This window comes from Seinonella peptonophila (assembly GCF_900129355.1).
Classification (GTDB): Bacteria; Bacillota; Bacilli; order Thermoactinomycetales; family Thermoactinomycetaceae; genus Seinonella; species Seinonella peptonophila.
This window is the reverse complement of the sequence record NZ_FQVL01000017.1, coordinates 38,233-53,283: the sequence shown is the minus strand read 5'-3', so window position 1 is coordinate 53,283 and position 15,051 is coordinate 38,233. Positions and strand designations below refer to the sequence as shown.

Annotated in this window: 14 protein-coding genes and 2 pseudogenes; 5 read left to right on the top strand and 11 right to left on the bottom strand. The window is 36.1% G+C overall.

Annotated elements, in window-relative coordinates; genetic code table 11:
* Positions 1-23: 23 nt before the first annotated feature.
* A pseudogene (gene tnpA / locus BUB71_RS17260) lies at positions 24-410 on the bottom strand (IS200/IS605 family transposase); the annotation flags it as partial.
* Between the two features lie 911 nt (positions 411-1,321).
* Here tnpA and BUB71_RS17255 point away from each other — a divergent pair.
* Entirely contained in the window at positions 1,322-2,023 is a 702-nt protein-coding gene (locus BUB71_RS17255) for a Gmad2 immunoglobulin-like domain-containing protein (protein WP_073157943.1), read from the top strand.
* Positions 2,024-2,387: 364 nt separating this feature from the next.
* Here BUB71_RS17255 and BUB71_RS17250 read toward each other — a convergent pair whose 3' ends face one another.
* The 8 genes and pseudogenes from BUB71_RS17250 to BUB71_RS17215 form a co-directional block, all read right to left on the bottom strand.
* A complete protein-coding gene (locus BUB71_RS17250; protein WP_073157940.1) occupies positions 2,388-2,594 on the bottom strand; it encodes a hypothetical protein in 207 nt (68 codons plus the stop codon).
* Between the two features lie 254 nt (positions 2,595-2,848).
* Positions 2,849-3,097: pseudogene (locus tag BUB71_RS20100) on the bottom strand (zinc ribbon domain-containing protein); the annotation flags it as partial.
* A 392-nt stretch (positions 3,098-3,489) separates the two neighbouring features.
* A complete protein-coding gene (locus tag BUB71_RS17240) occupies positions 3,490-4,098 on the bottom strand; it encodes a class I SAM-dependent methyltransferase (RefSeq protein ID WP_073157937.1) in 609 nt (202 codons plus the stop codon).
* Positions 4,099-4,165: 67 nt separating this feature from the next.
* The gene (locus tag BUB71_RS17235; protein WP_073157934.1) at positions 4,166-5,023 is read right to left on the bottom strand and encodes a TIGR02452 family protein; all 858 of its coding nucleotides are present in this window, start codon (positions 5,021-5,023) and stop codon (positions 4,166-4,168) included.
* A 20-nt stretch (positions 5,024-5,043) separates the two neighbouring features.
* Positions 5,044-5,685, bottom strand: coding sequence for an SdpI family protein (locus BUB71_RS17230; RefSeq protein ID WP_073157931.1), 642 nt, complete (start codon positions 5,683-5,685; stop codon positions 5,044-5,046).
* Positions 5,685-5,945 (bottom strand): autorepressor SdpR family transcription factor, encoded by a 261-nt coding sequence (locus BUB71_RS17225; RefSeq protein WP_073157928.1) that lies wholly within the window; start codon positions 5,943-5,945, stop codon positions 5,685-5,687. Before BUB71_RS17225 ends, BUB71_RS17230 begins: the two co-directional genes overlap by 1 nt.
* A 207-nt stretch (positions 5,946-6,152) precedes the next feature.
* The gene (locus BUB71_RS17220) at positions 6,153-6,665 is read right to left on the bottom strand and encodes a DUF3189 family protein (protein WP_073157924.1); all 513 of its coding nucleotides are present in this window, start codon (positions 6,663-6,665) and stop codon (positions 6,153-6,155) included.
* Between the two features lie 428 nt (positions 6,666-7,093).
* Positions 7,094-7,684: a LysE family transporter gene (locus BUB71_RS17215; RefSeq protein WP_073157921.1), complete on the bottom strand. Its 591-nt coding sequence runs from the start codon at positions 7,682-7,684 to the stop codon at positions 7,094-7,096.
* Between the two features lie 117 nt (positions 7,685-7,801).
* On the opposite strand from BUB71_RS17215, the gene BUB71_RS17210 reads away from it, so the two are divergent.
* The 3 genes from BUB71_RS17210 to BUB71_RS17200 all read left to right on the top strand — a co-directional run bounded on the left by BUB71_RS17210 (position 7,802) and on the right by BUB71_RS17200 (position 10,968).
* Entirely contained in the window at positions 7,802-8,356 is a 555-nt protein-coding gene (locus tag BUB71_RS17210) for a helix-turn-helix domain-containing protein (RefSeq protein WP_073157917.1), read from the top strand.
* A 562-nt stretch (positions 8,357-8,918) separates the two neighbouring features.
* The gene (locus tag BUB71_RS17205) at positions 8,919-10,175 is read left to right on the top strand and encodes a CYP152 family fatty-acid peroxygenase CypC (protein WP_073157956.1); all 1,257 of its coding nucleotides are present in this window, start codon (positions 8,919-8,921) and stop codon (positions 10,173-10,175) included.
* Between the two features lie 244 nt (positions 10,176-10,419).
* Positions 10,420-10,968: a DUF4352 domain-containing protein gene (locus tag BUB71_RS17200; protein WP_073157913.1), complete on the top strand. Its 549-nt coding sequence runs from the start codon at positions 10,420-10,422 to the stop codon at positions 10,966-10,968.
* Between the two features lie 458 nt (positions 10,969-11,426).
* Here BUB71_RS17200 and BUB71_RS17195 read toward each other — a convergent pair whose 3' ends face one another.
* Both BUB71_RS17195 and BUB71_RS17190 read right to left on the bottom strand, forming a co-directional pair.
* Positions 11,427-12,059: a histidine phosphatase family protein gene (locus BUB71_RS17195; protein ID WP_073157910.1), complete on the bottom strand. Its 633-nt coding sequence runs from the start codon at positions 12,057-12,059 to the stop codon at positions 11,427-11,429.
* A gap of 425 nt (positions 12,060-12,484) precedes the next feature.
* Positions 12,485-13,387, bottom strand: a complete 903-nt coding sequence (locus tag BUB71_RS17190) for a DMT family transporter (RefSeq protein ID WP_073157905.1) — start codon at positions 13,385-13,387, stop codon at positions 12,485-12,487.
* 159 nt (positions 13,388-13,546) lie between these two features.
* Here BUB71_RS17190 and BUB71_RS17185 point away from each other — a divergent pair, with 159 nt between their 5' ends.
* Positions 13,547-14,923, top strand: a complete 1,377-nt coding sequence (locus BUB71_RS17185; protein ID WP_073157901.1) for an aminotransferase-like domain-containing protein — start codon at positions 13,547-13,549, stop codon at positions 14,921-14,923.
* Positions 14,924-15,051: the final 128 nt, after the last annotated feature.

The window sequence follows — 15,051 nt, the reverse complement described above, 5'->3', positions numbered from 1 at the left end:
TGCTTTGTGCATTTCTTTTCACCTCACTTTCCTTGATTTTCAATATACTTGCTTATTACGTCAATTGGGGCACCGCCTGTAGTTAGAAGACAAAAACTTCTAGACCAGAAGTACTCCTTCCACAGTTGCTTTTTGATATGAGGAAATTCTTTTTTGATGATGCGAGAACTGGCACTTTTGTAAGCATTGATAAATTTTGAAAGTTCAGTTTTAGGATGTGCTTTAAACAACACGTGAACATGGTCTTGATCGTGGTTCCACTCTAGCAATGTTATATGATACTTACTTCCAATGTCGATAAACATTTGTTTTGCTTTTTCAGATACCTTATGATTGATTACTTTTCGACGATATTTGATAACCAAAACTAAATGGTAACGCAAGCGGAACACTGAATGATTGTTACTATCTCATTTCATATGTATAACAGCCTTTCAATCAATTGAGACTGATTATATCATATAAAAATAGAAAGATGGAAATATTATGTAAACAAATACCTCTAGGCTATCGCCTAGCTGAAATTCACCACCCACTTAGCAAGCTGCTTGAAGTGGGAGTACTCTTTCAGAAAGACTGATAGAAATTCCGTCATTATGTAAATAATTATTATTTCCACTAAATAGGCAAAAATGAAAAGCGTGGCAACCACAAGGTTCACTCCTCGCGCTAATATAATAGATTCGATTGCTGCTTGTGATGGAAAGTAACCCCTTCAAAATATAGGGAGCTTGTTGCATTAATCGAAATTAAGGAATAGAAAAACCCGCCAAGATGTGGTTAGATGAAAGCTCTCACTTAACCATCGTCCACAAAGGGGGAATCATCATGAGTGTAGTACGACTTTCATCGAGAAACCATCCTCTATCCCAACTTTTTTCTTTAGTCGATCCTCATCTCCTGAACTCTATCGATCCGCTCATCGAAAGCAAAATTGGCGATTTGTGAATCGTGGCTTAGGTAAAAAGTTACTCCCAAAATGCTCACGAATCGATAGTTTTTTCTCGACTCTCAAGATGTTGTATGACTTGGAACAACCTCGACTCCAAGGGATTTACGCTACTACCGACATGTGATGTGGGTGGTATTGGTTTATTTACTGGATCGATTAATGAATAAGAGAATGGATATTTACACTCGAAAAGCACCTTGGAACCGCTAACCCTTTGCGTTTAGCGAGTAATTATGTAACAGGCTCTTTAATAGATTTAATAGTTGCACCCTTTTTTGTTGAATGTGAATTTATTTTCCTAATTTGATAGAAAAATGCCTCTATTTTCATTTATGATAGTTATGAAATACATTTTGTTGGAGGAGAAATATGAAAAAATTTTCGCTTGTTTTCCTGTTGCTTATGCTACTTTTTAGTACATCACCAGCCTTTGCTAACCCATATCAAAAAGCCAATCCTGCTTTTCGTCAAGTAAAGGTTGACGATCCAAAAATCCAATTTCAAATCAAAGGAGAGGCGAAAGTTTGGGAAGCAACTCTACATTATCGAGTAAAAGCTGGGAAAAAAATAGTCGCACAAGGATTTAAAACTGCCAGTAAGGGAGCACCGCAATGGGGAAAGTTCTCTTTGGACCTCACTCTGACAAAAAGTAAGGTAAAAGGCAAAGAGCTCACCCTTGAATTATTTGAAGAAAGCCAAGCCAATGGATCAGAGATCCATAAACTCACAATCCCACTTAAAACAATCGACAACAAGAAATATCAGAACCAAGCATTTCGTTATGTTACAGGTTCTACACAATATATCTATCATGTAAAAGGGGAAGCGAGGGTTTGGGAAGCTACGTATCACTATGAAGTAAGTGATGGTCACAATATCTTGAAGAAAGGATATGGAACAGCTTCGAACGGTGCACCCAAATGGGGAACCTTCCAACAAACCATCAAAATACCAAAGAAAAAAATGCGAGTAAACGGTTCAATTATATTAGAATTATATGAAGAGAGTATGAAAGATGGGAGTCGCAAAAATCGTTATTTCCAGAGACTAGATCAGTTTCCATGGAAATAATACAAAAGCAAGCTCCGTCCTTGAAAGATGGATGCTTGCTTTTTTCTAAGTTTGTATGTCTCACTTCTACAAAATAGAATACTCGATTGAAAATCGCTCATAAATCCCTACCATTTCTCCTTCCAATTTCACATGATCCGCTTTTTCTTGGATTATGTCCAACATAAAAAAACATACCACTGAAGTTAGAAAATCATTGGGATAAGTGGTTTTATTATCATGTGATTCGGATTATTCCTTCTCTAGAAATAAAAAAGGTTTCAAGTACAGATCCCGAAACCTTTTTTCAACAGCCCTAATTAGGCTTGTCTATCTCATAAAATATCTGATTTTTTTTCATAGCAATATAAGTCTTGAATTTCACTTATACCATTCTAAAGTTTCTTATAAATTTAATGTCTTCCAACTGCTGCGTTAGTTTAACCAGCTTATCTAAATCCGATTCATTCAAAATAACATCTAGTGCTTCTTTTAGATTGTTTAAAAGTGCTTTTTCATGGTCATCTAGATGTTCCTTATGTTCCATAATAGAAATTCTTTTTTCAAGGAAATAGGTTAAATTTATTTTCATTGAAAACTTAACCTCCTGACTAAGAAAATGATAATATATCTACTGTATTATTCGAAAAAAACATTGGATTTAGGGCACTGTTTATTAATTGACACTTCACACGCCACGCACTTGAAAGCGTGGGATTCTTGAGTCGTTAACGTCCGCAATCCGTTTCCGTTTTGGACAATGCTCAAGTTCAGGGGGCGTTTCATCACCCCATCCCATGCGGTTAGAAATGTATCCACATGGGTGGTATACCTGTTACCAGTACGCTAGGCTGCTAAATCCGAAATTGCTTTCGCTACATGAATGGCTCCGTTGAGATCAGCATGACAGATATGCCCACACTCTTTACGTCGAAACTTGAGGTCGTTTCGATTTGCTTTCGCTTGATGACCACACTTGCAAGTTTGGCTTGTGTATTCTGGATTTACTAATTCAAGCGGCGAATTGAGACTCCACACGCTTAAAAGCGTGGGATTCTTGGGTAGTTTGCGCACTCCATTCATTTCTGCTTCGTGCAACTCCCAAGCTAGGGGCTGTCCCATCAGCCCATCCCATGCAGTTCTACAACTTCTGTTGCATGTATCTACATGGGCGGCGTACCTGTTACCAGTACGCTAGTTTCGGTTCCATCACTCACTCTTATGGTTTTACCAAGCGGAAGAGAGGGGTTCGGCGCTTGAACCTCATACCATAACGTACACAGGAACAAAGCCTGCTACAAGCAGGATGAGCACCGCTCATGTGTTCGATTATACAGAAATGGTTGCTCTTAGCAATCCCTTGAAAGGGATTACCGAGCAACGCCATCTTTCATCCCACGATTCAAACCGTGGGATGAAAGATGGCAGATTTCTGTAACAAAAACATTTCCGTTCAATTTCTTTTGAAATAGTTTGTTCAAGTCTCGTCATTGTCCTATTGGACGTGCCCAGATGAAATACAGTAGCCCAGCTATAGACCTGTTAACATTCAACACTTCTAGATTTGAAGAATTTACATAGTGTAAAATCTCCCGATCCTGATGGCAACCAATCATTTTGAAGGCCAAAGGATCAATCGCTTTCTGTAAGATGCTCAACATACGATTTGTACTTTTCCCATGTTCTAGCATTAATATTTTTCCATTTGGTTTGCACCATTTTGAAAATTGATTCATCACATGTATAGGGTTTTCATATGTACAAAATGAAAGTGAAGAGACAATGGTATCAAAACTGTTCGCTTCAAATTCGGCTGTCTCCACATCAGCTTGATTCAATTTGATTGGAAAGGAATATTGTAAACTCGCTTGTTTGGCCACTCGTAACATCTCCAGGCTGAAATCGATTCCGACCAATTCGGTTACATTTTTATAAAAAGGAAGGTTTAGACCCGCTCCGATAGCAACCTCCAATACTCTTCCTTCTGCTTCTGGGAAAATTCTCTTACGAAACTTTGCTATTGGATCATTTTTCTGCATCTTTTCATATTTTTTTGCTTGTTTATCAAATTTCTGTACTTGCACTTTTTTATCCATCGCCACCCCTCCTCGCCCATTTTCTAAAGTTTCCACAAATGAAGGCAGTTTTATTAGGTCTTTGAATTCAGTCGCAACCTAATACCCTTTTAAAAGCGTTCAAATGACCCTTATTTTTAGAACGGTCATAAATAGCAAAAACGATCTTATCAAAATACTTGTAATATCCTTCATCGACAAGTACCTTTTTGAAATACTCTGCTACGTCCTCTGGATGATTTCGAAATACACCACATCCAAATGCACCCAATATGATTGCTTTATATTCTCTTTCAATCGCGATTGCCAGAATCTTCCTTATTCGCTCCTCCATAGTTCCTTGAATTAAATCGATATTGTATGATTCACGATTGCGGACAACACCTGCATTAACAGCAGGAGCTGTAATAAAAGAAACTTGATATGGTTCATCAAGCAGACGATCCAAATCATCGCGGAAAACAGGTACACGCGGAGAATAAATACGGTAGTCAGAATATAAACATGTTCGAAGTTTCCGATTATAATCATACATTTCACTCATTTGCGCGATACAATCATATAAGCCTGATGCACGAACTAAACTTTCTTCTTGCGCTTGACTGCCACCTTTAAATCCACCACCTGGATTTTTCGCAGATGCAAAGTTTAGACAAATGGTTTTAGTCATATCTTCTTTGACAACTAATCTGTAAGCTGCTGCAAGTGTTGTCTCCTCTGTAATCTCAATCAGTTGATTGAGTTTCTTTTGAGCATGTAACTGAGTGTTGATAAGCGAAGTTTTATTTGGCCTATAGAGAATACTTTCTCTTTTGGAATTGGCAAGTTCGTGATAGATGGTGACCGTGTCCCCAGAATTGGTTTTATATGATCCATTCATCAAAATCTCTAACGTTTCTGCCGCTATCATCGCCCTCTTTTGGCGATTTGCTTGTTTTTTTAACATGTTAACGTCTCCACTCTAATTCACTTTTTGGAAAGTAGATAAGAATAAATAAACAAAAAAATTGAAGATAGAATTAAGATTGTCGTTCCTAAAATCATTAACCAAGTACTTTGAATCAAGGCACTTATGATCATCAACAGACCACTCAGTGCAAATAAAACAGAGCCAAGCCGATGTGTAGATCGCCAATTTCTCTCTGAAGCAATAGACCAAGGTGTCCGGATTCCGAACATAGAGTTGGGTCTGATTTGCCGCATATAATTACCAGTAATGAGTAACGTCATTCCCAAAATAGCTCCTAAAGCAGAGATGATATCTATCGAATAACCAAGGGATATAAGTAAGATTACTACTGAAATGACAGATAGAAAAAGAACGATGACCAATAAAAACACAGAATAGGCTTTTTTATGTTTGTTATAGGCATTCTTTTTGCGATCAAAATTTGGAAAAAATAATAAGAATCCATACATGATCATCGGTAGACAGGAAAAAATCAGTAACAAATATTTAGGACCTGTTCGGTCTACCTCCCCGTGTATATTCCAGTGATAGGGCACTATAGATGGTAACTTTGGATATAAGAACAAATGTACACCAATCGTTATAATACAGAAAATAAATGCTACCCAACTATAACCTCTCAATACGAATTTGTTCATTAGGTTTCTCCTCTCAACTCAAGCATCCACTTGATTACATCTTGAAACAATGTCGTGTTTAGGGAGTAGATAATAAATTGACCTTGCTTTTCTGCTAGAACAAGTTCTGCTTTTTTCAAGATCGATAAATGATTACTAATTGATGGCTTTGTCATTGAAAAATGATTAGCGATGTCACCAGCAGACAAATCTTTATCTTTAAGTAAATCCAAAATCATACGTCTTGTTGGATCAGCAAGTGCTTTAAAAACGTCATTCACAAGTTCACCTCTGTTTAGATCGATTTAGACATTTAGATAATAATCTAAATGTCTAAATTAAATGTACCAACGTTTTTAGTTTATGTCAAGTTTTCTATTGTTTCCGTGAGTACAAATATGTTTTTATATTAGATAACCAATTAAAGCTGGCAAATATCATAACATATAAGCAAGGTTGATGAATTTATCTCTGAATCGACATTCTTTTTACTTATACTGTTTATTATCTAAGATCACTACATTCTCATTGAAAGAAGTTTTACCCACTCTCTTCGTATTTTCAACTAATCGATAAATATTATCACAGCACTTTTTTGCGCCTTTTACTAATAAAGGCACACCGATAAAATCCATCTTCAATCCTCTTGAAAAAAATCCCCCCAATGACATAACCATTGGAACAGTAGGCGATGTGTTGGAGAACACGATTTTCTCATTAAAATGAAATTTAGTTTGTAATAGTAAAGTCAATTCTTTCAATGACGGAACAACTAGCTTCTCTCTCTTCCGTCCGATTGTATAGACTGGGTTTCCATCTTCATCATTGCCATGAAAAATAAGTTTTCCAAAATCCTTTTTCGTGAGTTGATTGAAATATTTAATATTTAAAATCTCTTCCGAAGTTAACTTTCTTTCGGCTTGAGGCAATTTTTTCAAATGATATGCAGCAGCCATCGACGTGGTATGTGTTCCACCATAATCGTTATAAATATAAATCATAACCTTTCATCCTTTGTCCATTTATTTGTTATTATTATAAGTATTTTACTTTATTGGTGATTCAATTCGCTCATATGTACGAACAAATCTTCTTAATATTTTAGATACCAATAAGCCAACTACTTGTGTTTAGCAGGTGGCTAGCCATTTCAAAAATCATTCAAAGTTTTTGAAATGGCTTGTAATAAGAAATAAAACTAATTAACAAAAATGGATATTAGATAGTTTATGTTAGATTCGAACGATATACAAAACGAAGATTTTCCGATGGTTCTCCTTGGAAAATTAGGCCTGATCTTCAATATCTTGTTGGAGGGGAACAAAAAACACATTTTCCATTGCACAACTACACGGATTATGGACGCTAATGGCTCAAAAACCTCAAGACTTCCGTCATGTAGATTTTAAGAATCGTTTTTTGTTGGGGTTCATCTTTGCTCGAAAATAATGGAAACAGAACAATATATCAGTAACAAAGCCATCAATATATTAAATTGTACGCGATATTGTGATAAAAATCGATTAAACACCGAACCAAATAAACTCCATGAAAATGTACTTATAAAGCCAATAAAAGCAATAAATATCGAGAACAAAAGTAAACTTATTTTTGATGTATGATAAGGAATAATAAATGTTGATATCACAGTTATTCCATACAGAATACCTTTTGGATTAATAAATTGTAAGAGAGTTCCTGTGATAAAACCGATTCTTTTGGTGTTGCTATTTTCGTCATCATCTGTTTTACCAATGATAATTTTAACAGCCAAATAAATCATATATGCAGAGCCCACAATGACCATAAATGATTCAATCTTAGGAACAAATGATTGTAGCACTAGATTAAAGTAAATACACCCGATCATGACCACAAAAAAACCAGTACCTACTCCAAAACAAAATGGCAGTGTTCTTTTTAGTCCATAGCGATTAGCTAACATCATAGACATGATGTTATTGGGTCCTGGAGTGAAACTAGAAACAAAAATAAATAATAAAAAAGACAATTTAGGCATGAGTTGCTCCTCTTCTTTCTGGATGTTATAGTGTGCAAAAAAGACAATATAAAGCATTATACCATTTTATTGTACAATTCGTACGTTATATTGTAAACGAAAGTGAGAAGAGTATTTATGGAAGAGATACATTTGATTGTAGCTAAAAACTTAAAAACCTTACGAAAAAGCAAAAAACTGAGCTTAGAAAAGGTAGCGGAATTATCTGGAGTTAGTAAAACAATGATTGGTCAAATCGAAAGAGGTGAATCAAGCCCTACTATCACCACAATATGGAAAATAGCGAATGGCCTCAAAGTTTCTTTCACTTCATTACTCAACTATCCACAACCAGAGACTACAGTGATTTCGAAAGCTGATGTTCAAATGCTTGATGAAGATAATGGAAAATATCGGGCTTATCCATATTTTCTTTTTGACGAGGATAAACGATTTGAAGTTTATTCTGTTGAGATCGATCCGGGAGGCAAACTGGAATCGACTGCACATAAGGATGGAACTGAAGAGTTCATTATTGTATTTGAAGGAGAATTAACCATAGATACAAATAATCAACATTACAAAGTTAAACCTGGGGATTGCATTAAATTCAAAGCAGATGACCTTCATTCATATTACAATACAGGTAAAAAAACCACTCATCTAAGCATGATCATCTATTATGGAACTTAAAAACTGTGACTAATATAGTAATCGGGTGTTTTATTTTTTCAACGACACAAAAATAAGCCCTGTATCTTTGACATGGGGCTTACTTCTTTCGAACCTTTCTTTCAAAAAAGAATTCATCTGACATCAGATCGATGACAAAGCGATGATTGAGCTAGGTTCTTCATGTGCGATGGTTATACCATGCGGATTAGGATCTACCTGACTTAATTCAGATGTAATCAGCCATTTTTCCTTGGCTTGATTCTTTTCGAAAAATACTGATGATAAGTTGCAAGTATTCTATTTGAATGGATTTCATCGATCTCTCCATTTTCCATAGATTCGTGCAGTAGTCCTTATTCGTTATGATCATCTTTTTTCCAAATTTATCAGTTAATCACTCGTTGAATTAAAAAACGCAAGAGCCTGATTCCATTTTTCGGAAATCAGGCTCTTTGCATTGTTTGGGGAAAATCCATTTCTAATTCACGGTCTAAAACTGATCTACTGATGCGCATATCCCTTCGCCAAAAGGAAATAATTAACAAATATGAAGCCATTTAATGAAACGGGGATAGATCATATGTCAAATACCAACCGAATGCCTCATGAAGAAGGAATAGACCATACTTTGAACCTTTTGCGAGAAGGATATCTATATATTTTCAACAGACGTAAGAGTTTCAATTCTGATGTTTTCGAAACTCATTTGCTTGGGCAGAAAGCGATCTGCATAGGAGGAAAAGAAGCTGCGGAATTATTTTATGACACTGATAAATTCAAGAGGAAGGATGCAGCGCCAAATAGAGTGGTGCAAACCTTGTTTGGCAAAAACGGTATTCAGGCCTTAGATGGACAAGCACATAAACATCGTAAGGAAATGTTTATGTCGATCATGTCGCCTGAAGGACTGAAAAAGTTAATCAACATTACAAAAAAACAATGGGAAGTAGCAGTGGATAAATGGAAACAGATGGATGTAGTGATTCTTTATGATGAAGTAAAGGAAATGATGTGTAAGGTAGCCTATCAGTGGGCAGGTGTACCTGTAAAAGAAGACGAAGTTCGGAGGTTAACAAAAGATTTAGGAGCGATGTTTGAGTCGGCAGCTACAGTCGGTCCCATTCATTGGTTAGGGCGAAATGCACGGAATCGGGTAGAAAAGTGGATTGGAGAAGTCATTGATAAGGTTCGTAATGGGAATGTGAATGTTCCCGAAGATACCGCATTACACCATTTTTCCTGGCATCGTGATATGGAAGGAAATCTTTTAGACACTGAGACAGTTGCTGTGGAAGTGATCAATATCTTAAGACCGATTGTTGCAATCGCTATATTCATAAATTTCATCGCAGTGGCCTTGCATCATTATCCAGAAGTAAGAAAGAAACTTGAAACTTACGATGAAAAATATGTTCAGATGTTTATACAAGAAGTTCGTCGCTTTTACCCATTTTTCCCGTTTGTCATAGCAATAGTAAAGAAAGATTTCATATGGAAGGGCTATCAATTTAAAGAAGGTACACTAACTTTGCTTGATCTCTATGGCACAAATCACGACCATAAAATATGGGAAAATCCCGATATGTTCAATCCAGATCGGTTTGACAAATGGGAAAGGAGTCCCTTCAGCTTTATTCCACAGGGAGGTGGCGATTACTTTCTAGGACACCGCTGTGCCGGGGAGTGGATCACTATGGAAGTCATGAAAGTGAGTCTTGATTATCTAATCAATCGAATTGAATACGAAGTTCCTGATCAGGATTTAAGTTTCAGTATGGTAAACATGCCAAGTATTCCTCATAGTAAAGTAGTAATTAAAAAGATTAGGAGGATGTAGTTTTATTTCAGAGTACTATTTTTCAAAATACTTCTTACATCAAGTAGCTAACTTAGAAGGTCGCTATATTGTGGATCAATCTGAAGACGGAAGCATCGCTGTTTTCTACCACGAAGAGGCATAAGACCTATGGATGAATTTGATCAATATCTCATCAAACGAGAAATAACAACACCCATAGTAATCCGGAAAATATACCGATTCCCCAATGGATATGGAGTATCTGTTTCTTGGAGATATTCGTATGAATCGATTTTTAAAACTCGGACTTTTCGGCTGTGGTGGGATTATTGCGCTGATCATGTTGGCTTTCGTGGCCGTGTTTGTGTTTGCTGACTCTGACCAACCTGTGATAAAAACAGGGTCAACTAACAACACAACACAAAGCCAAGATAATCCACAGGCGCCCAAACAAATCTATAAAGTTGGGGACATTGTAAAGATTGGAGATACAATGCTTATCATCAAATCGGCAAAGATACAAGAAGCCGAACAGTATGTTCCAGCTAAAAAGGGTAATGTATTGGTGCTTGAAGTTGAAGGACAGAATAAAGGTAGTCAATCCTGGTTCCTATCTGACACAGACTTTAATCTTTATGATACATCTGGTGGAAAATTAGAACCCTATTTCAGTGGTCAGGATATAAGCCAATTCGGCGGTGAAGTTAATCAAGGCAAGAAAGTAACAGGTAAGCTTCGTTTTGATGTACCTAATGTAAAAACGTTTGAACTTATCTATAAACCTAACTTTCTAACTAGTCAAGAAATCAAGTTTGATATTCAACCAAAGTAAAAGCCTCCGCGATGGAGGCCTAATTATTTTCGGTTGTCATATTCTTCAGGATTATTGAGATAGAGATCAATTCCCTCTTCTAAGCTGGATACATGTGCCCATTTTAGCCCCGCGTCATTGTCTATTCCAATTCGTCCGCCGGATTGGTCATAAAGAAATTCACCTTTGTTCCGGATGTCAACATACTCATTATATTTGTCATAGAATAGAATATACCATAAATAATTTTTTAGAATGCCATGAATTTCTTCCTTGAACTCCGTATCGATCAGATGTGGTAAAAGTTCAATTTCATCGACCTTTTCTATTTTTTAGTTCGGTAAACTGTGAAATCCCTTCTCTCTCTTTGAGAGCTTTATTATAAACTTTGCCCTACAAGCAAAAATCACATTTCTCAACCCTCAATAGTTAAAAACTGTTTCAAAAAGAAGATACGAGTAAATTATCTACACGCATTTTTATGTTGCAAAATGATAAGGGTAAGTCCCGATTTCTTCATCTTCAAACAAAATCTTCACCTGATCTTCCTTAAAACTCAAGTGATATAGGCTTGCCCAATGACTATCTGGACCTTCCCACAAATACTTTAGAACACCGCCACGAAAATAATTCACCAAAACCTTGATCGTAATCGAGTGGGTAACAAAAAGGAGATTTTCTCCTTTATGTTTCTCTAGGGTAGAATGAACAAAAGAAGCAATTCGCTCTTGTACCTCAAAAAAAGTCTCTCCTTGAGTCACTATTGCTTCAAATTGATCCGGATGATCAGTCATGATTTCTAATTCTTTTGGATATAATGCTTCCATCTCAGACCATTTTTTACCCTCCCACATCCCAAAACTAATTTCTCGTAAAGCATCTGTTTTCATAATCTCGATCTGTCTTTCTCCAACCAATTGAGTAGCGGTCTGATATGCTCGCCCGCTTGAACTTGTATAAATAACATGAAGCGGAACATGATGCATTCGCTTTCCAAGCACTTGTGCTTGCTGAACACCCATAGATGTTAACTGGGAATCTTTCCAGCCTTGAATTTGTTTTTTCATATTCCACTCTGTTTGCCCATGCCTAGCTATATAAAGATTTGTCACACCTTTACCTCCTAAAAATGATTCATCCTCATTTTACGTGATAGAGGCAATTGAATTATATATTTCAGATTTAATTTCACTTCATGACCATGTTCTTTAGACCTTGGATTGAACTAACAAATACCGAAACATCTGGCTTTTTTTCTCGGGTAACAAATCAATTAAATCGAATAAATTTCCGGCACTGCTCTTTAAAATTCGAGGTCAGATACTAGAACCACTTCCAATATCGGAAATATCACATATTTCTCCAAGTTCAACAAGATCCTCTCTTTGATTTCGTTATCTTTCACCTACTGTTCTTAATACCACATTACTTAATCCTCATCAGTTCCCCAATTGGAACATCTTCATTTGGATCTGAAAGTACTCTAAGCATAAGATTCAAACAGTCGTTAGATTTCTTCACAATCATTTCATATGCATTAGTTTTTTTCTGATACAGATTCTTTTTTTGATATGGGAGCATTTTTGCCTGATATCACAGAAAAGACAACAATCACTGCTATTATAATCGTGAATATTGTAATGGATTCATCCAGAAATACAGCTGCAAATAGAATCATTAAAAATGGTTGTAAATATTGAATCTGACTCACTCTTGCTATTCCCCCCATGGCCATTCCGCTATACCAAGCAACATATGCTAAAAATTGACTAACTACTGCGAGATATACAAAACTAACCCAAGCTTGTAGGGGGGCATGGAGCATTTCACTTGTAAGATTTAGACCAACAGGAATAATAAAAAACGGAGCAACAATTAAAATAGCCCAGGCAATCACTTGCCAGCTGCCTATTTCTTTCGATAGTCTCCCGCCTTCTGCATAACTAAGTCCAAGTATTATTACTGCTAGCAGTAAGGCAAAATCGGCAAATTTTAATGAACCGAATCCAAGGTGAAGTGCATAAATAATAACTGCCAAAGAACCAATTACACTTGAAATCCAAAATTTGAGAGAAGGGAATTCCCTTGCTCTAATCATAGCAAATCCGGCTGTTGATAATGGTAACAGTGCTACTTCCACAGCACCGTGAGAAACAGGCAAGGATTCCATTGCCCACGAAGTAAGAAGAGGAAATCCTAAAACAGCACCTACCGCAACAAGAATCAGACTTTTGAATTGGCGGAGAGAAGGCAGCTCTTCTTTTCGAACAAACAATACCACTGCCACTAAAATAGCAGCAACAACTGTTCTTCCTAAACCGACAACTGTAGTTCCAAAATACTTTACTGCAATACTTGTAGCCGGGAGTGTTAAACTAAAACAAATGACACCAAGTAATCCCAACAATAATCCAAATCTCTCTCTGATTTCCCTCTTCACCTGATCCTACCCCTATCTTTTATTGGTATCACATCTGTACCATTTTTCATTTCCATCAAAGTACAGTTTCGTTATAATTAACATCATAAAAGGCACACATAAAAAAACAAACCATTCTTTCAACTATCTGTACCATGACAGATAAAGGAGGATAAATGGATGAGCGCCAAATATATTGAGATTATGGAAGAGATGAAGCATCGACTAGCAAATAAAACACTTATTGCAGGAAGTAAACTCCCTTCTGTTCGTCAGCTATCTGAACATTTTTCATGTAGCAAAAATACGGTCATAAAAGCATACGAAGAATTAGAAAAAGAGCATATCATTTATTCTGTTCCTAAAAGTGGCTACTATGTAGTGAGTGAATTACAAAACACAACGAATGAAAATGACGTGATTGATTTCTTGTCTGCTGGTCCAGATAAAAATGTTATGCCTTATGTTGAATTTCAACATTGTATCAATCAAGCAATTGAACAATATAAAGAAGAGCTTTTTACATACTCTGATCAACAAGGGCTGTACTCATTACGAGTACAACTAACGAAATATTTGCAGAATCTACAGGTATTTACTCAACCTGAAAGAGTAGTCATTGTTTCTGGCTCGCAACAAGCCCTCCATTTATTAGTTTCTATGCCATTTCCAAATGGAAAAAACAATATTCTAATCGAGCAGCCCACATATTTTGGATTCCTTGAGTCCATCAATCTACAACAAATGAATACTTTGGGTATTGAGTTAACGATGGAAGGCATTGATCTTGATCGTCTGGCATACATTTTTCGAAACAATGATATAAAATTTTTCTATATTATCCCAAGATTTCACAACCCACTTGGACATTCTTATACAAATAATGAAAAGAAAAAAATCGTTGAGTTAGCTGAAAAATACGATGTATATATAGTCGAAGATGATTTTTTAGGAGACCTTGATCCAAATGCAAAATCAGACCCTTTATTTTCTTTTGATCCTTCTGGGAGAATAATTTATATTAAAAGCTTCTCGAAAATTTTCCTACCAGGATTAAGGATTGCTACAGTCGTTCTTCCTTCCATCATGATGAATAATTTTTTACGATATAAATTTAGTTCGGACTTTAATAGTTCAGCACTATCTCAAGGTGCCCTAGAAATCTATTTTAAAAGTGGTATGTTTAATAGCCATCTCAAAAAAATAAAAGAAGTATATCGCACTAAAATGCAAATCCTTCAAGAATCATGTGACCTATTGCTACCGGCTAATACTCATTTTTCTAAACCGACTTCGGGATTCTATCTATCCATCAATTTACCTGAGAATATGACAGCCAAACAGCTCGTTCATATGCTAAACGAGCAGCATGTATATGTTGATGAAGCCTCTAGAATGTTTTTACCAGAATATAAAAAGGAAAATCTCCTTCGATTAAGCATTTCGCAAGTAAATGAAAGTAAAATTAAACAAGGAATAGAGCGATTGGCACATTGTATAAATTTAATGAACAATAGAAAAAAACATATTGCTCGAAATAATTTTTTACGCCTGTAGTTGAGTACCATCTCCATTTACTGTATAGCGCTCTCCAATTGCATGAGGAAGTTGATCATGATCTTGATCATTCTTAAAATAAATGATTACCTATTGAATATTGCGATGCTGAAAAGCCTATTTATTAA